The following is a 17191-nucleotide window of genomic DNA, read 5'->3' on the forward strand; positions in this document are numbered from 1 at the left end:
GCCCGGTCCGCAGCACCGTTGCGGATGACCTGTCGTCAGGCCTGCCGGGCTATGACTGCGGCGGATCCGCTTCCTTGCGCACGGTTACCGGAGACCCCGCGGCCGTCGGTTTCGCCTCTGCACTCGCCCGCTCATTCGCGAGCGCGCCGACCAGTTGTCGAGTGGCGTCCGCGCGCACCTGATCCTGCATGGCGCGGTCGTGAATACCGTCGACCAGATTGGTGATCAATGCGAAACGGGCGGTGGCGTCGTCGCGCACCGTCGCGGCGTCGCCCGGCGCGTGCCGGGTTGCCGACACCCGGCGGCCGACGAGCAGCGCTACCGCGCCGAGCGTGCCCCCGGCCAACCCGGTGAAGATCACTTCCGTTTGTGCCTCTTCGGCGAAGACGCCGAGCAGCACCGCGGCGGCGAAGACGACGGCCGCCAATCCGGCCAGGAGTTGGGAGACCAGGGCGGTGCGGCGCGAATCGCCATTCGCGACCCGACCTTTCGTTCGCAGTCCCGGCGACGAAAGTACGGCTCCGACAACGGGAACCGCCATCGCGGCAATGACCGCCAGCTCCACGTGAGGTGGATTCGCGGCAGCCGGTAGGGCGAGGACTACAAAACTCATGGCACAACCCTTCGATCAGACAGCGCCGCATGCAGCGTATGCGACGGGGCGCGGCGGGAAGCGGCATTCGGATGCGGGACCGCGGGCCCAACTGTGGGATGTGGTCGTGCCGGAGCCGCGCAGGTGCCTGCTGCGCAGTTGCCATCAGGTGCGACGCGGCCCCGCGGCCGCGTCGCACGCTCGCATCGAGAGACTCGCGGGCCGTCCGTGTGGTCAGCGCACCTGGACCGTGGTGGGTAGCGCGGCGAATCCGCGGTTGTTGGAGGAGTGGATGCGGTGAGCCCCGTCGGTGTCGATGTCGTAATCGGATACCGCCGTGACTATTTCGCGCAAGGCCACCCGCAGCTCCAACAGTGCCAGGTTCGAGCCGAGGCAGCGGTGGCGGCCACTGCCGAAGACCAGTGAGGCGCTGGTGTCGCGGTCCAAATCGAAGGTATCCGGATCGGCGAATACCTCCGGATCTCGGTTCGCCGAACCTGTGATCAGCAGAATCCGCTCTCCGGCAGGGATTTTCACGCCGTGCAGCTCGACCGGTTCGGTGCTGGTGCGCAGCGCGGTCTGGGTGGACGGGTCGTAGCGCATGGCCTCGGCGATCCAGTCGTCGATTCGGCCGTCGAAGGCCCGCTGTCGCTGTTCTGGGTGCTGCCAGGCCGCGTACCAGGCGTTGCCGAAGGTCAGCATGCTGGTCTCGATACCGGCGCCGATCAGCAGGATCAAAACGCCGACGATCTCCTCCGGCGTGAGCCGGTCGTCCCCCTCGGCCGCGTCGAGCAGCCCGGAGAGCAGATCGTCGGCGCGGACCCGGCTCCGCTCGATGGTCAGCTCGGTGTAGTAGCCGACGAGCTCCCCGATGGCCTGCATGGCCTCGGGCCGCAAATCGGCGGATTCGGAATCGGTGTACATGATTTCCATACCGAGTTTGCGGACCATATCGCGGTCAGCGGTGGGGACGCCGACCAGTTCGGAAATCACCTCGGTGGGGAACGGGCCCGCGAAATCGGCCATCAGGTCGAAACTTCCGCGTTCCAGCAACGGTTGCAGCAGCCCGTGGGCAATGGTGCGCAGCCGCGGAGCCAGGCCCTGCACGCGATGTGCCGTGAAGGCCTGCGCGACCAGACCGCGGACCCGGGTGTGCTTGGGCGGATCCATGGCGACGAAGGAGAAGAACCGCTCCGCCTGCGGCCCCCAGAACGCGGGCTCCATGCGTAACCCGTTCGCACTGGAGAAACGCTGTGAATCCCGCAGCACCGCCTGTACATCCGCATGACGCGACAGTGCCCAGAAGTCGTCGGTGTCGTTGCGGAAGACCGGTGCCTCGGTGCGCAACCTGGCGTAATACGGGTAGGGGTCCTCATGGACAGCGAAATCGTATGGGCTGTATTGCAACTGCATGGAGAAGCCTTCCCCGGACGGTGCGACTCACCATCGCGACCGGTGTAGAACAAGAACCGACATGCTGACCGTAGTCGAAAGGAATTGAGGCATTGATGAACTCGGAATCATCTGCCCAGATCGACGTCACCAAGCCGCATCCAGCGCGCCGTTACGACTACTGGCTAGGGGGCAGCGTCAACTACGAGGCGGATAGGGCCTCCGCGGATGCGGTGGCCGAAGCCTTTCCGACGATTCACCTGGCCGCGCTGGAGAACCGCAGCTTCCTGCGGCGGGTGGTGACCTACCTGGCCGCCGAGGCCGGGATCAGCCAGTTCCTCGATATCGGCGCCGGTCTGCCCACCGCGGGCAATGTGCATGAAATCGCCCAGGACATCACTCCGGCCGCACGGATCGTCTACGTCGACAACGATCCAATCGTGCTGGCTCACGCCCGCACCTTGCTCGACAGCTCCGCCCAGGGCGCCACCGCCTATCTCGACGCCGATGTCCGAGACCCCGAGCGCATCCTCACCCACCCGAACCTGCTTGCCACCCTGGATCTTTCCAAGCCGGTAGCCCTCATGCTCGTCGCCATCGTGCACTTCCTCACCGACGACGATCACCCCCACGACCTGGTCCGGCGGTTGTGCGATGCCTTGCCGCCCGGCAGCTACCTGGTGATGTCGCACGGCACCGACGACTACCTCGACATAGAGGATCGCGCGGAAACCAGCGCCGCCAACCAACGCAGCGGCGTTCCCTTCCAGCTTCGCTCCACCGCCGAATTCTCCCGCTTCTTCACCGGATTCGACCTCGTCGCCCCCGGAATCACCTCGGTGACCACCTGGCGCCCCGAAGGTTGGCGCCCGCATCCGCGCAAGGAGGCTGTCTCCATGCTGGGCGGCGTCGGCCGGATAGGAACCCGAGCTGTCGGATGAGTAGCACCACGGGGGCCGTTGGCGACCTCCGCACAGCTCGCGGCACTCCGAGGTTCGGCTATTCGCGCAGATTCGCCTCGAACGCGATGCGATCACCTCGGTACAGCGAGCGAACGCGTTCGATGGGTACGCCGTCGGGGTCGGCGCTGCGGCGGTGGAGCAGCAACATCGGTAGGGCCGTGGTGCATTCGAGCAGGGTTGCCTCGCGCGGGGAGGCGAGGACGGTTTCGATGCGTTCGATGGCCGCGGCGTAGACGACGCCGGTGGCTCGGACCGCCGCGTAGAGCGAGGTGGCGGGGTCATAGCTGTGGCGGAGGTCGGCGAAACGCTCCAGGGGGAGATAGGTGGTTTCGAGGCCGATGCGTTCGCCGTCGGCGAGCAGGACCCGTTCCAGGTGCATGACGGGGGTGCCGATCTCCAGGCCGAGGTCGCGGGCGGTGTCCTCGTCGGCGGGAATATCGGTCCAGTCGACGAGAACGCGGCCGGGGGTGCGACCGAAGCTGATCGCGCCTTCGGTATAGGAGCGCAGCGAGAGGGGTTGGACCATTTTGGGGCGGGAGACCACGGTGCCGCGCCCCTTGCGTCGAACTCGGCCCTCCACCAGGAGGTCTCGCAAGGCTTGGCGGACTGTTTCGCGGGCTACGCCGAAGCGAATGGCTAGATCGCGCTCCGAGGGAACCGGATCGCCCTCATTGAGGTCGGCGAGGATGGTGTCGATCTGCGTGCGCACCCGGTAGGCCTTGGGGAGTCGTGCACCGCCGTCCGGAAGTGTTGCCGGAGATGGGGGTTCACCGCGTGCGCGGGCCCGGGTCGAGCGGGCACCCGCCCCCGCCGCGTCGGTTGTCTCCATGATTCGAGAGTACACACGATTGGTCTATACCAATTGTTAACCCAGCGTTTGCGTACGAAACACTCATAGGTCTAGACCATTGGCCACCATGTGGGCATGCGATTGGTCATTATCGGCGGCGGGATCCTCGGGACCGCCCACGCCCTGGCCGCTATCGGGCGCGGCCATGCGGTGATTCACCTGGAACGCGAGGTCGAGGCGCGCGGTGCGACGGTCCGGAATTTCGGGCTGGTGTGGGTTTCGGGGCGCAGTGCCAATGAACTGGACATCACGCTGCGGTCGCGCCGACTGTGGGAGGAGATCGGCGGGAAGGTGCCCGGCGTCGGGTTCCGGGCCGCCGGGTCGCTCACCCTGGTGCGCACCGATCACGAACTCGCGGTGGCCGAGGCCGCCGTCCGGAACGCCTCCGAAGAGCGCGGGTTCGAGCTGCTCGACGCCGATCGGGTACGCGCGCTCAATCCGGCGCTGCGCGGCAAATTCCTCGGCGGACTGCACTGCTCGCGCGATGCCGCCGTGGAGTCACGACAGGCGCTCCCCGCGCTGCGCCGCTATATGGAGGCCACCGGTCGCTACCAGTTCTTCGCCGGAACCGAAGCGCGCACCATCGCCGGATCCACCGTGGTCGACGACCGCGGCCGCAGCCACGAGGGCGACCTCGTCCTGGTCTGCCCGGGCGCGGCCCACACCGGCCTCACCCGAGAACTGGTGGGCGACATCGGAGTTCGCAAGGTTCGCCTGCAAATGATGCAGACCGCACCGCTCGGCGAGGATCTCACCACCGCCATCGCCGACGGCGACAGCTTCCGCTACTACCCGGGCTTCGCGGGCCCGGAGCTCGATCGCCTCAATAGTGAACAGGCGCAATCGTTTGTCGCCGCACAGCACAAAATGCAGATGCTGTGTGTGCAGCGCCTGCACGGCGGCCTCACCATCGGCGACACCCACGAATACACCGAACCGTTCAACTTCGACGTGGACGAGGCGCCGTACGAGTACCTCACCGGCGTGGTGGAAGAACTGCTCGGCCGCAAACTCCCACAGGTGGTGCGGCGCTGGGCGGGCGTCTACAGCCAGTCCATCGACCCCGGCACCATCGTCACCCGCGCGCGAGCCGACGACCACGTCTGGGTGATCACCGGCCCCGGCGGCCGCGGTATGACCCTCGGCCCTGCCATCGGCGAAGAAACCGCCGACCTTCTGAATCTGTAAGGGAATCCCCATGTCCGATAAACAGATCGACCTCGCCGTCCTCGATATGGCGGGTACCACCGTGGCCGACGGCGGCCTGGTGCTGCGCGCTTTCGAAGCGGCCGCCACCGCCGCCGGAATCCCCGCCGAGGGCCTGGAGCGCGAGGCCGCCCGGCAGTACGTGGTCGACACCATGGGCCAGTCCAAGATTGTCGTCTTTCGCGCCCTGCTCGGCGACGAGGACAGGGCCCAGCACGCCAACCGCGCCTTCGAGGCCGCCTACGACGAGTTCGCCGCCACCGCCGCGGCCCCGATTCCCGGTGCGGCCGAGGCGATTACGGCCCTGCGCGCGGCGGGTATCAAGGTGGCGCTCACCACCGGTTTCAGCCGCGGCACCCAGGACAAGCTGCTGAAGGCGCTGGGTTGGGAGGATCTCGCCGATCTCACCCTGGCCCCGTCGGATGCCGGACGTGGGCGGCCCTACCCGGACATGGTGCTCACCGCACTGCTGCGGCTGGATATCGACGCCGTGGATCGTGTTGCGGTACTGGGCGATACGGCCAGCGATATCGCGACCGGCCTCGCCGCCGGGGCGCGCATCGTCGCGGGCACCCTGACCGGCGCGCACGACGAGGACCAGCTGCGCGCGGCCGGTGCCACCCACGTGGTGGCGTCGGTCACCGAATTCGCGCGAATCCTGTTGGCCGAACGCTCCGAAACCATCGAGCGCGCCTGAGACCCCGCCGTCGCGCCGCTCTGAGGGGGGCGCGCGGCGGCGGCCCCTTCCCATCCCTTCGATTCCTCTGTCCCGCGAACCGAAAGTTGCAGTCACCGTGCGTAAATCGAATACCCGCCTCGCACGCACCATCGCCCGTACGGCGCTCATTCTCACCTCCGCCACCGCCGTCGCCTTCAGCCTCACCGCGTGCGGCGGCACCGGCACCGATTCCGCCGACGGCAAGACGGTGACCGTCTATTCCGCCGATGGAGTCGGCGCCTGGTACAAGACCCAGTTCGAGAAGTTCAAGGAGCAGACCGGCATCGCGGTCAACCTGGTGGAAGCCGGTTCCGGCGAGGTCGTCAACCGGGTAGACAAGGAACAGTCCAACCCGCAGGCCGACGTCCTGGTCACCCTGCCGCCGTTCATGCAGAAGGCCGACAAGTCCGGTCTGCTCGAGCCCAGCGGGATCGATACCAGCGCTGTCGCCGCATCCGATAAGGATCCGAACGGCAAGTACGTCATGATGGCGGGCAATTACCTGTGCTTCATCGCCAATCCGTCGGTCAAGGTCGCGGGCACCACCTGGGACGATCTGCTGCGGCCGGAGTACAAGGGCAAGATCCAGTACTCCACCCCCGGCCAGGCCGGTGACGGCACCGCCGTCCTGATCCTGCTGCAGCAGCTCTACGGCAAGCAGGGCGCACTCGACTACCTGGCCAAGCTCCAGGAGAACAATGTCGGGCCGTCGTCCTCCACCGGCAAGCTGCAGGCCAAGGTGGACAAGGGTGAGCTGCTGATCGCCAATGGCGACATTCAGATGAATATGGCCAATATCAAGGAGACGGGCTCCAAGTTCACCGTCTTCTTCCCCGCGAACGCCGAGGGTAAGTCCAGCACCGTGCCGGTGCCGTACCTGATGGGCCTGGCCAAGGGCGCGCCGCACCAGGAAGCCGGTAAGCAGCTGATGGAGTTCCTGCTGTCCGCCGAGGCACAGCAGTCGCTGCCGGATTCCTTCGCTGTTCCGGCGCGCACGGAACTGCGCGGCGTCACCGCCACCGCCAGCGGCGGCATCAACCCGGCGATGCTCCTGCAGAACGTCGAGGTGCTGTACCCGGATTGGTCGGCGGTGCTCGAGGAACTCGACGCCGACCTTGCCGCCTACCAGCAGGCGACCGGCCAGTAGTAGTCCGCTCGACATCCGAGGAGCGCAATCATGACCAACGCGTTGACGACATCGACCGAGGCGGCCAGTACCGCCGTCGAACCGGCGATCGTGTTCGACAGAGTCGGTGTCACCTACGGTCGCGGCCGTAAAACCACTGTCGCACTGGCCGATTTCAACCTGCGCGTCGCCGCGGGGGAAACGGTTGCGCTGCTCGGGCCCAGCGGCTCCGGTAAGTCCACCGCGCTCAAGGCCCTGGCCGGATTCGTCCGGCCGACCATGGGCGTGGTGCGACTGTCGGGCCGCGACGTCACCAACCTGTCCCCCGCCAAGCGCGGCATCGGGGTGGTGGTGCAGTCCTACGCGCTGTTCCCGCATATGCGGGTGCGTGACAATGTGGCCTTCGGATTGAAGTCACATCACGTGCCGCGCAATGAGATCGCTGATCGCGTCACCGAGGCACTCGAAATGGTCGGTATGGCGGCCTACGCCGAGCGGCTGCCTCGCGAGCTGTCCGGCGGACAGCAGCAGCGGGTGGCGATCGCGCGAGCGCTGGCCATCCGCCCCAGGGTGCTGCTGCTCGACGAGCCTCTGGCAGCGCTGGACGCGCAGTTGCGGCAGTCCATGCTCGGCGAGCTACAGCAGCTGCGAAAAGCCCTGCCGGACACCGCCATGCTGTATGTCACCCATGACCAGGCCGAAGCGCTCGCACTCGCCGACCGGATCGCCGTGATGCGGGATGCCCGGCTGGTCGATATCGATACCGCCCGCAATCTCTGGCAGCGGCCGTCGACCGATTTCACCGCCGCCTTCATCGGCGGCGCGAACCTGCTGCCCTGCATCGTGAATCGGGTATCGGGTACGGCGGCGCTGGTCAGTGTCGGCGAGCACACGCTACGAGCGGAAGCGCCCGCACCCGGCGTGGGTCGTCCGGACTGGGTCGCGAATGCCGAAGCGCAACTGTGTGTTCGGCCGCATACCGTGGGCGTCTGCGCGCTGACCGAACGAGATGCCCTGCGCGGCACCGTGACCTCCGTCGTCTGGCGGGGTGCGTCAACCCGGCTGCACCTCGAGGTCGCCGGACTGCCGGGCGAAATCATCGCCGATGTGCCCGGTCACACGGAAATGGCGGTCGGCTCGTTCGTGGGTGTGCGCTTCCCCGATCCGGCCGGTGTACTCATTCCGCCGGGTATCGGAACCGAGTCCGCCGCAGCAGAATCCGAGGTCCGCGCATGAGCAGCTCGCCACTACCCAGACGTGCGCCCCGCAGAGGTGACGCGGGTGAGGTAGGCGACGAAGACCTCGTCTCACCGACCGAAGAACTATTGGGCCTACGATCACGAAGTCACCCCACTGCCTCCGTCATTCCGGCGTGTTCTTGGCCGGAATCCACACCCCACGGTAGTGGATCCCGGCCACAAGAATGCCGGGGGAACGGGGAGAATGCCGACACCACACCGTCGTACCGGAATGGTGGTGACAGTGGCGACGCCGTCCCTTCGTACTCGGTAGCCGCCCGCAGAACCGCCGGACCGGAGCCCTTCTCCGAACTCGGCGCTGCCCTCGGAGCCACCCGGAACCGGGGGCGGTCGTGACCGCGCTACTCGAATCCCCCTCGGCCCCTTCCGCCCCACGGTCCAATGAGCCTGCCCGCTCGTGGAAGCCGATTCTGTGGACCCTGCCGCCCGTCCTGATGGTGTTGTTCATCGCCGTCTACCCGATCACCCGGGTACTGCTGGAGTCGACCAAGACCGCGCAGGGTCGCGGTACCGAGACCTGGACCTCGGTACTGAGCGAGCAGTCTTTCCGAAACGCGCTGTGGCGCACCATCTCCATCGCGGTCAGCTCCACCCTCGGCTGTCTGGTGCTGGGCACCTTTCTCGCCATCGTGCTGGCCTTCGTACCGTTCCCGGGATCGGGGCTGGTGGGTCGGCTCATCGACACCGTGCTCACGTTGCCGTCGTTCCTGGTGACCCTGGCCTTCACCTTCCTCTACGGCACGGCGGGCGCGGTCAACGCGCTCATCGGTGAGATCACCGGCAGCGGGGAACCGGCGCTGAACTTCCTCACCACACCCACCGGCGTCATCCTCGCCGAGATCACCTTCTTCACCCCGTTCGTGGTGCGTCCGCTGCTCGCGGCCTTCGCACAACTGCCGCGCGAACAGCTCGATGTGGCCGCCAGCCTCGGTGGTTCGCCGTGGCGGGTATTGCGCCAGGTGGTCATGCCCGAGGCCTGGCCCGCGCTGGCCGCGGGCGGCAGCCTGGTACTGCTGTTGACGCTCAATGAATTCGGCATCGTGCTCTTCACCGGAGCCAAGGGCGTCATTACGCTGCCCGCCCTCATCTACACCCGCGGCATCGTCACCTTCGACCTGCCCGGCGCGGCAGTCCTGGCCACCGTGCAGGTCCTGCTGTCACTGACCCTGTACCTCGGCTACCGGCTGATCTTCGCCCGGCTCACCGGATCTCGGAAGGAGAGCTGACCATGCTGGTGTGGACCCGACGCGGCCGAGTCGCCGTCCTGGCTGTCTTCGCGCTGATTGTCACCGTGGTTTTCGTGGCTCCCATCGCCACCGTGCTGGCGGCCGGTCTCGCCGGCAGCTGGACCGGACCGCTGCCCTCGGACCTCGGCTTCGCCAATTTCGGCGAGGCACTCTCCGGTGAGCAGGCCGCCAGTCTCTCGGTGAGCCTGCAAACCGCGCTGCTCGCCGGAGCCCTCGCCCTCGTCCTCGGCACCTGGGCCGCACTCGCCGCCCGCGAAGCCCCCGAATGGGTCCGCCGCATGACCGACGCGGTCTTCCACGTCCCGGTAGCGGTCCCGTCGGTGGCCATCGGTCTCGGCGTACTCATCGCCTTCAACGAACGCCCGTTGCTCCTCGGCGGCACCAAATGGATTGTCATTCTGGCCCATACGGTGCTGGTGCTGGCCTACGCCTTCAGCGGCGTCTCCGCCGCCCTGGACCGCCTCGACCCCGGCTACCGGCAAGCCGCCGAATCCCTGGGCGCGGGCCCGATCCGCGTGCTCTGCCACATCACCCTGCCGCTCCTACTCCCCGCCCTCGGCGCCGCCGCGGGCCTGTCGGTCGCCCTCTCCATGGGTGAACTCGGCGCGACCATCATGGTCTACCCGGCCACCTGGAAAACCCTGCCGGTCAGCATTTTCGCCGCCACCGACCGCGGCGAGGTGTTCGATGCCGCCGCTAGTACAACCCTGCTGGTCTTGGTCACCCTGATCGCACTGGTCGTACTGGGACGGCTACGCGGTCGAGCGGCCCTGCGATGAGCCGCCACGAATTCCACGGTCGCCGGCCGCTTCTTCCACCTAGTCTGACTTCATGGGCGCCATGAGCATCTCCCTGCCGGATTCACTGAAGACCTTCGTCGAGCAGCGAGTCGCCGAGCGCGGATACGGCACCAGTAGTGAGTACGTTCGTGAGTTGATCCGTAGAGACCACGACCGGGTTGGCCTCCGGAATCTGATCGTGGAAGGGGCCACGTCACCCCCTGCGGCACCGGCGAACGACTCCTACTTCGACGACTTGCGCGAGCGCGTTCGCAGGCGGCAGGAAGAGTAGAACTGTCCTTTCAGCGTGTAGCCAGGGCTATCGTCGTACCGCACTAGCCTACAAAATAGACACCTCGTGCGTTAAAAAGGACCTTCTGAGCGTCTTTTTTGTCGTTAAGTATGGTATTTTTGATGCATGAGTAGCGCTTCAGATGCCCGCGTGAGGCTCGCCGAACTGGCCGAGTCGCAATGGGGCCTGCTCACTACCGCTCAGGCCGCCGCTATCGGGGTCGATACCAAGCAACTCCAGCGTCTCACCGACCAAGCCATGTTGTCCCGGCTCCGCTACGGCGTCTACCGGCTGGCCGGGGTTCCTGATTCGCCGACGGAGCCGATCCGGGCGGAATGGCTCGCGCTCGAGCCCGCCCGCACCGCCGGCGACCGGATCGGCGACAACGCGCCCCTCGGGGTTGTCTCGCACCGCTCCGCGGCCGACCTGCACGGCCTCGGCGACCTCGATGCCGACTACATCGAATTCACCGTGCCGACCCGACGCGGCACGCGCAACCCCGATGTCCGCTTCCATCGTGGCGTATTGACAGCAGTGGAGTGGATGCTGGTCGACGGGCTGCCCGTCACCACGCCCGTGCGCACTATCGCCGACCTTGCCGCCGCCCGCACCGATGGCGGACACCTGGCCTCGGTCGTCCGTGACGCCTTGCTGAACAACACCCCCGTCGACGAGATCGCCACCGCGCTGCGACCCTACGCCCACCGCTACGGCGCACCCGTCGACAACGGCTCAGCGCTGGTCACCCACTTCATCACCCAGGCCGGGGTGCCCGAGTCCTCCCTAGCGTTGACCGCGCCCTCCCTCGAACCCCTCCTCGCGGCGTCCCGTGCGACCAATCAGGCCCTCAACCAGCTCGTCCACGGCCAACGCAGCACTCGCTTCACCACATCGCTGACCTCGCTCCCCGCCACCGACGCCGCAGTGGCGGCGCTACGCAACCAACTCGCTGGCGCGGTCCCCACCGAGCAGGTGACCGAGGCCATTCGCCAGGCTTTGGCCCCGCTCGCCGATACTCCGCAATGGCGAGACGCGGTGGCGCGCATCCGCACCCAGATCCAGCAATCAGCGGATCCGCACCAATTCCCGAACGCCGCAGCGGCGCGCGAGTGGGCGAGAAAGCTACTACTCGAGGGCCTCACGGAGGCCCTGCTCGACACCGCGGTACAAACCCCAACGCCGGGCTAGCGCGCGCTGACCCCAGTCCCAGCTTCCGAGCGGCCCAATACTTCCCCGCAGCCGACCATGGAGGCTGATCAGTCGATCTCGTGGCGGTTGGCGACGCAGACAGCGACGATCCGGCCTACACGGTCGCGAACGTAAATATTGACCGGACACGGCGGGACTCGGTCGTGTTCCTCGGAGCCGAAATTGCCGCGCCGATCCGTGACGGGTCCATCGGCGGTTCCCTGCTGCACGTGCGGTCATGGAACCGCGACGACGGAACACCGGCAACAGCCCAACCGGTCGAGGAGGGGCGGGAGCGCTGCGCGTACACCACCCTCATTGTCGTACCGTCGGCGCTGCTGATGGTGTGCACCCCACGGCAATACGACAAGGAGCCGACGACCGTCGTCGGATACGTGTCCGAAACTGGCTGAGCGGCACCGTTCATCGGAGGGAACCACCCCGCCGATCCGCACCTCCGCCAAGGGCGTGCGAGTTCTCCCTGACCTCACCGTCAACTTGCGGACGCTAGTAGCCGCGTCAAGTGGCCTGGGCGCGATAAGTCCGCGAACCCACTCCGGTGCCGCCCTGCCCCAGGCCTTGCCTCACGATTCGCGGTGCCCCGTTCGCTTTCCAGGCGGGAAACAATCGCGGCAACAGTCCAGGCTTCGCCGCTGTGGTTGTCGGCGGCCGAGGCGAGGGCGGAAGCGAGGAAGGTCAAGGCAGCGCCGGTAGCTAGGCCGAGAAGGTAGAGCACCCAGGATGCGGTCATGGTGGCCTCCGGTCCTACTGCACCGGCGCGGTGTGGGTGCTGACGGCTGACTCGACGGGATTCACGAAATCGCCGTCGGCGTCGAGAGATTCGACGCCATCGAGGATGGAGTCGAGGATGTCCGCGCCGTCCAGAGTCGCGCGGAAGCAGCGCTTCCGGGCGCTGTCGACTACGGCGTACAGGACTGTGGCGTAGATGTGTGAGCGGGGCGCGGTCAGGCGCAGCCCTCGCTGTTCGGCGCTACGCAGGGCTGTGTCGATGGTTTCGATGACGTCCTGGAGGACATGGATCTCGATCTGCTGGAGGTCGTCTTCGTCGCTGGTGATCATGGATTCCGCTCCGAGGTATCCGAGTTCCGGTGATGCGTATGCGCCCGGCGGGTGCGTACACAGCGTGGGCCAGGGCTGTGCCCCGTGCGCGACGGAGCGTCAACCTGCGGAGATTCCTCCAAAACCCCTGAAGGCGTTGTGCAAAAACAGATATAATCGGCGCATTCTGCAACAAGCAGTGGCACCGAAGCGCAACCCGAGGGGGAGGTATGACCGGTGTCGACGATTGGGAGCACACGGGCAGCACCTTGCCGCGGCGTCAACTCGGGCGGTTCCTGAAGGAAGCGCGCGAGGGAGTCGGGCTCACCCTGGAACGCGCAGCGGCGCTTATGGAGTGGAACAAATCCACCCTCAGTCGTATGGAACGCGGACTCACCGAGAAGGTCAGAATCCGCGACGTACTAGCGCTTTGCGAGAATTACGGCCTCGATGAGGAGAAGTCCGCGGCAGCAAGAGAGTTGGCGGAACAGGCCCCAGGCCGTACCTGGTGGCGAAGCTACAGCGACGTGATCGCGGCCAAGTTCAACACCTATGTCGGGCTCGAGGCAGGCGCGAGTGAATTGGCGATCTTCCAACCGCTGATCGTTCCGGGACTGCTCCAAACCGCGGACTACGCCAGAACTCTGGATAGACAGTACTTTCGAGACGATTCGGATGAGGATCTGGAACGACGCGTCGCGCTCCGGATACAGCGTCAGCACCTCGTCGCGCGTCAGAGGCAGCCAGTTCGCCTATCGGTCGTGCTGCACGAGTCCGTGTTGCGGACCACCGTCGGCGGGCCACGCATCATGGCGGCACAGCTGCGACGCATCGCGGACCTGAGTACCCGTGACAATGTCGGAGTTCGAATCCTGCCTTTCCGTGCGGGATTCCCCACCGGGAGCGTGGTGTCGCAGTTCATCGTCATGACGTTCCCCAACGACGGCAAGATAAAGCCGGTAGAACCGACGATAGTGTTCGCGGAGAGCTTCGCTGGAGACGTCTACCTGGAAGAGCGGAATGATGTACACCGCTGTCAGCAGGCATTCCATACGCTTCTGGCCGCGACGCTGGATGACCGACCCAGCCGAGACCTGATGAGAGAGTTAGCAAGAGACTATGACAGTGAGCGATGACCTAACTGGCGCGCGCTGGTTCAAATCCAGTTACAGCTCCGCAGGAAGTGAATGCGTCGAGATCGCCTTCATACCCAGTGGAGTCGGTGTTCGCGACACTAAGAACCCGACCGGCCCAGCGCTGGTATTCACCCCAGGAGAGTGGGACGCGTTCTCAGCAGGTGTGAAGGACGGCGAATTCGACCGGCCCACAGGCTGATTCCCGCTCACCAGTCGTCAGGGGCGAGGATCCGCGACCTACCGCGGTGATAAAAGTCCTCATCGTCGTCCAGTTCCGGCGCTGCCACGACTGTCGGCAGTGATCGTTGGGGTGCGTCGCCGATCTGCTCGACGAGGTCGGTGAGACGGGGATCCGCCTCGACATCACGGATGAGGTGTTCCACCTCGGCCTGGGCTTGGGCGCGGGCACGGTTGATCAGATCGGCGATCAGCGGGCCGAGTTCGCTACCACCGGGGAAGCTGTACTCGTCGACACGCACGGAGGCAACACGGCCGTTGGCTTGGACATCGACGACCACACCCCGCTCTTGCAGGACAGCGTGACCGGAGTTCATGGCACCGGCAAGCCGACCCATCCTCGTACTCAATGGCTCGGGGGTACCCGGTTGGGGCGAATTCATATGACTCCTACCAAGTGCGGTTTCAGCCTAGGGACTGCTCGGGTCACCAACCGGGGTACGACGGGAGGGTCTCAGGTGGCGAATCCTCGATAATCCGTTCGGAGATCGTGGATGGAATACCGGGATAAACAGCATTCTCCCACGCGGCACATTTTCCATAAAGCTCGTCGAGATTTTCTTCGAACGGATCGTTGAAGGATGTCTCGAACTGAACCTGCCAGCCGGTGAACACGTCTTCTGTTGGCGCAGACCATTCACTCGTATCCGACAGCCCTCGAGGATTGCCGGTGGCGTCTGCCTCGAGAGTAAGGGAGGGCGCTAAAGGGGTTTCACTGAGTCGCTGGAGTGGGACGGGGAGACCTCCGCCAGGCTTGAGCAAGTGCCTGACGTATTTTCCATCGGATCCGGTGTCCGCAGTTCCGGACTGCTGCGCGCAGACATAGCCGCTCAACTGCTTGCCGTCATCGACGGTTGCCACGATGTGGTACCTGAATGTGCCCACAATCGGATCAACTAGGGCATAACGCATTTCACGCGTTTCGTCGTCATCGTCGGTACCCGGCGGAGAAATTATGTTTCGCGCCTGGGAAGTGAGCGCTGCTTTGAATCCCGGATACGCGGCTGACAACCCGAATTTATCGGTGATCAATATCGACTCGGTCGCAGCACGGATCAACGTAGCCTGCCACCCCTCGAGCTCGATGCCGGGCTCAGCCGACCACACGACGGTAGCCTGCCGAATCGGCTCCGGTACGACGTAGTGATCCGGCTCCGGGGGAGAGATAGTCGATGGTGAGTTATCGGTACCCGCACTGCATGCAGTGAGGAGGCCATTAACGTACGGCCAGGTGTTGACGTGGTCAACGCCTGTTCCGAGGCATTTTATCTGCCGATCAGGTGGGTGATCCAACCACCGGGGTGTGATTGTTGGCCAACTGCAGGCACCGCACGACGCCGCCGTCGCCGTCGCCGTTGCGTCTTCCGCAAATACATGCCCGGCACTTAAATTTAGATGAGGTTCAGCGCGAGGGCGATGGTGCCGAGTGTCGCCAGGATCGAGGTCGCGCCGACGTGCATTCCGATCGACAGCCGGATGTCCTTGTTCCGCCAAGCGAACCAGAAACCCGGGAACGTGAAGATCACCCGCGACACGAACCCCCACGGCGACCAGAAGTGGTACAGCGAGAACAAGACCGTGCTGAGCACCGGCGCCCAGCCGCCCAGGTGGGCGATTCGAGGCAGCAGGAAACCGCGGAAGTACAGCTCCTCGATGAGCGGGAGGGAGATTCCGGTCAGCGGCAGGCATATCACCATCGTGGTGAGTGTGATCGAGTGCGAGTATCCGTTGAGGTATGTGTTGTTGCCGCTGCCGCCTGGGTTCGCGTACGGGACCCAGGTGAAGAAGTTCTCGAAGAAGAAGGTGTTCACCGGTGTCGTCGCGAACCCCAGCACCACCATCCACACGATGAGCCCGATGACCATCGCCACCAGCTTTCCCCGCGGGACCGGTTTGTCGGTGTAGTGCAACACGCCGCGCAGCGAGAAGCGGCCGTTGTGCTGGCGGCCCAGCCACAGCAGCCCCAACTGGACCGGTACCAGAACCACGCACAGGGCGATCGCCCAGCCCGCGAAGGTCGGATAACCGATGGCCTCGACGAATGGTTCACCGATGAGCAGGTAGACGGCGACGATCAGGGCGCCGGGGACAAGATGCAATGCGACCGACAGCGGCAGGGAGTGGCGGCCGCCCAGCAGCCGGGCGACGATTCCGTTCGGTCGAGTGTCTTCACAGGCGCGCATGACAAGGGGTACCTCGAACTGTTCGTGAATGGGTGCGTGAAATGAATCGGAAAGTGCCCACCCAGCCGGGTAGAACTCGGCGGACAGAACATTGATGAGATTCTCGGCCAGGTTGCTGAAGTCACCATTCGCGTTCGTGACGATGGTCTGCCCGACCGTCTAGGGTGCCGAATCCCCAGGTCCAGCCGCTGAGCGGTGTCCGTGGGCAACTGCCGGGGCTGGTGCGGCTGGCCCGGGTTTGCTGCCGCTGGTGCTGGTGTGGGCGGAGCCGGGGTGTGTCAGGCGGTGGTGGCGTGCCGGATGATGATGTTGCCGTACGAGTTGTGTGCGTACACGTGCACGGTGTCCTCGTTTCCCTGTGGCCGGTCGACCGGTTGTATCAGGTTCTGCACGGTCCCGTACTGGGTGTTTGTTTCCACCCGTGCCGCGGTGCCCGCGCGGATACCTACCTCCAGCTCGCCCATGGATGTCTCGAGCCGGAGCTCGCCGCGCGAGGCTTCGCCGATGCGGATGTTGCCTTTGACGGTTTTCGCGGTCACCGAACCAAGCGGGCGCTCGACGGTGATGTCACCGGCCGATATCTCCAGGTCGCACTCGCCGAGTTCACCGGCACCCAGCAGCCGCCCCAGACTGGTGGTGGCTTTGAGCCGGGAGCCGGTGGGTACCTCGATGGTCACCTCGATCGACGGGTCGCCGGCGAACGGGGTGTAGGACCGCCAATCCCTCGGCGTTTTCACAGTCAGGGTGCCGGCGACGAAATCGATCCGGGTCTGCTCGGCAGCGCGCACGCTGTCCTTCTTCGATACATCCGCCGGCCGGACCTCGACGACGGTATCGGCACGGTCCGAGGCGATCACCGTGACGCCACCGGAAAGCACGTCGACGGTGATGGCGATCGGCTCCGGGGTCTGGAATGTGGGCATGGCTGTACTCCTTCAGTGGGAGAAATGGGATTCGGTGTGAAT

Annotated in this window: 20 protein-coding genes; 12 read left to right on the forward strand and 8 right to left on the reverse strand. The window is 65.6% G+C overall.

Annotated elements, in window-relative coordinates; translation table 11 throughout:
* Positions 1–49: 49 nt before the first annotated feature.
* Positions 50–613 (reverse strand): hypothetical protein, encoded by a 564-nt coding sequence (locus NU1_RS22695; RefSeq protein WP_157552842.1) that lies wholly within the window; start codon positions 611–613, stop codon positions 50–52.
* A 213-nt stretch (positions 614–826) separates the two neighbouring features.
* Complete coding sequence (locus NU1_RS22700; protein WP_067523886.1) at positions 827–2005, reverse strand: cytochrome P450; 1179 nt, start codon at positions 2003–2005, stop codon at positions 827–829.
* A gap of 95 nt (positions 2006–2100) precedes the next feature.
* Between NU1_RS22700 and NU1_RS22705 the strand changes: the two genes are divergently transcribed.
* Entirely contained in the window at positions 2101–2925 is an 825-nt protein-coding gene (locus NU1_RS22705) for an SAM-dependent methyltransferase (RefSeq protein WP_067523888.1), read from the forward strand.
* A gap of 58 nt (positions 2926–2983) precedes the next feature.
* Here NU1_RS22705 and NU1_RS22710 read toward each other — a convergent pair whose 3' ends face one another.
* Complete coding sequence (locus NU1_RS22710) at positions 2984–3775, reverse strand: GntR family transcriptional regulator (RefSeq protein WP_084521717.1); 792 nt, start codon at positions 3773–3775, stop codon at positions 2984–2986.
* A gap of 96 nt (positions 3776–3871) precedes the next feature.
* Here NU1_RS22710 and NU1_RS22715 point away from each other — a divergent pair, with 96 nt between their 5' ends.
* The 9 genes from NU1_RS22715 (at position 3872) to NU1_RS22755 (ending at position 12024) form a co-directional block, all read left to right on the forward strand.
* Positions 3872–4984: a TIGR03364 family FAD-dependent oxidoreductase gene (locus NU1_RS22715; protein ID WP_067524199.1), complete on the forward strand. Its 1113-nt coding sequence runs from the start codon at positions 3872–3874 to the stop codon at positions 4982–4984.
* Between the two features lie 10 nt (positions 4985–4994).
* Entirely contained in the window at positions 4995–5699 is a 705-nt protein-coding gene (locus tag NU1_RS22720) for a phosphonatase-like hydrolase (protein WP_067523891.1), read from the forward strand.
* 97 nt (positions 5700–5796) lie between these two features.
* A complete protein-coding gene (locus tag NU1_RS22725; protein WP_067523894.1) occupies positions 5797–6867 on the forward strand; it encodes a 2-aminoethylphosphonate ABC transporter substrate-binding protein in 1071 nt (356 codons plus the stop codon).
* Between the two features lie 30 nt (positions 6868–6897).
* Entirely contained in the window at positions 6898–8082 is a 1185-nt protein-coding gene (locus NU1_RS22730; protein WP_067523896.1) for an ABC transporter ATP-binding protein, read from the forward strand.
* A gap of 355 nt (positions 8083–8437) precedes the next feature.
* Positions 8438–9331, forward strand: coding sequence for a 2-aminoethylphosphonate ABC transporter permease subunit (locus NU1_RS22735; RefSeq protein WP_067523898.1), 894 nt, complete (start codon positions 8438–8440; stop codon positions 9329–9331).
* Positions 9332–9333: 2 nt separating this feature from the next.
* A complete protein-coding gene (locus NU1_RS22740; protein ID WP_067523900.1) occupies positions 9334–10131 on the forward strand; it encodes an ABC transporter permease in 798 nt (265 codons plus the stop codon).
* 52 nt (positions 10132–10183) lie between these two features.
* On the forward strand, positions 10184–10423 hold the full coding sequence (locus NU1_RS22745; RefSeq protein WP_067523901.1) for a type II toxin-antitoxin system ParD family antitoxin: 240 nt from the start codon (positions 10184–10186) through the stop codon (positions 10421–10423).
* A 126-nt stretch (positions 10424–10549) separates the two neighbouring features.
* Complete coding sequence (locus NU1_RS22750; protein WP_084521718.1) at positions 10550–11611, forward strand: type IV toxin-antitoxin system AbiEi family antitoxin domain-containing protein; 1062 nt, start codon at positions 10550–10552, stop codon at positions 11609–11611.
* Between the two features lie 164 nt (positions 11612–11775).
* Positions 11776–12024 (forward strand): hypothetical protein, encoded by a 249-nt coding sequence (locus NU1_RS22755; protein ID WP_157552845.1) that lies wholly within the window; start codon positions 11776–11778, stop codon positions 12022–12024.
* Positions 12025–12376: 352 nt separating this feature from the next.
* Here NU1_RS22755 and NU1_RS22760 read toward each other — a convergent pair whose 3' ends face one another.
* Entirely contained in the window at positions 12377–12691 is a 315-nt protein-coding gene (locus tag NU1_RS22760; protein ID WP_067523906.1) for a hypothetical protein, read from the reverse strand.
* Between the two features lie 209 nt (positions 12692–12900).
* Here NU1_RS22760 and NU1_RS22765 point away from each other — a divergent pair, with 209 nt between their 5' ends.
* Positions 12901–13806, forward strand: coding sequence for a helix-turn-helix domain-containing protein (locus NU1_RS22765; protein WP_067523910.1), 906 nt, complete (start codon positions 12901–12903; stop codon positions 13804–13806).
* Complete coding sequence (locus NU1_RS40565) at positions 13790–14005, forward strand: DUF397 domain-containing protein (protein ID WP_212761803.1); 216 nt, start codon at positions 13790–13792, stop codon at positions 14003–14005. Before NU1_RS22765 ends, NU1_RS40565 begins: the two co-directional genes overlap by 17 nt.
* A gap of 7 nt (positions 14006–14012) precedes the next feature.
* Here the strand turns inward: NU1_RS40565 and NU1_RS22770 are convergent, their stop codons facing one another.
* From NU1_RS22770 to NU1_RS22785, 4 genes are all read right to left on the reverse strand, one after another.
* Positions 14013–14426, reverse strand: a complete 414-nt coding sequence (locus NU1_RS22770) for a hypothetical protein (protein ID WP_157552848.1) — start codon at positions 14424–14426, stop codon at positions 14013–14015.
* A 43-nt stretch (positions 14427–14469) separates the two neighbouring features.
* Positions 14470–15150 carry a hypothetical protein gene (locus NU1_RS22775; RefSeq protein WP_067523915.1) on the reverse strand — a complete coding sequence of 227 codons (681 nt, stop codon included), beginning with the start codon at positions 15148–15150 and terminating at the stop codon, positions 14470–14472.
* Positions 15151–15434: 284 nt separating this feature from the next.
* Complete coding sequence (locus NU1_RS22780; protein ID WP_067523917.1) at positions 15435–16226, reverse strand: CPBP family intramembrane glutamic endopeptidase; 792 nt, start codon at positions 16224–16226, stop codon at positions 15435–15437.
* Positions 16227–16504: 278 nt separating this feature from the next.
* Positions 16505–17149, reverse strand: coding sequence for a DUF4097 family beta strand repeat-containing protein (locus NU1_RS22785; protein ID WP_067523918.1), 645 nt, complete (start codon positions 17147–17149; stop codon positions 16505–16507).
* Between the last annotated feature and the right edge of the window lie 42 nt (positions 17150–17191).

Origin of the sequence: Nocardia uniformis NBRC 13702, from assembly GCF_001613345.1 — a bacterium.
Lineage (GTDB): Bacteria > Actinomycetota > Actinomycetes > Mycobacteriales > Mycobacteriaceae > Nocardia > Nocardia uniformis.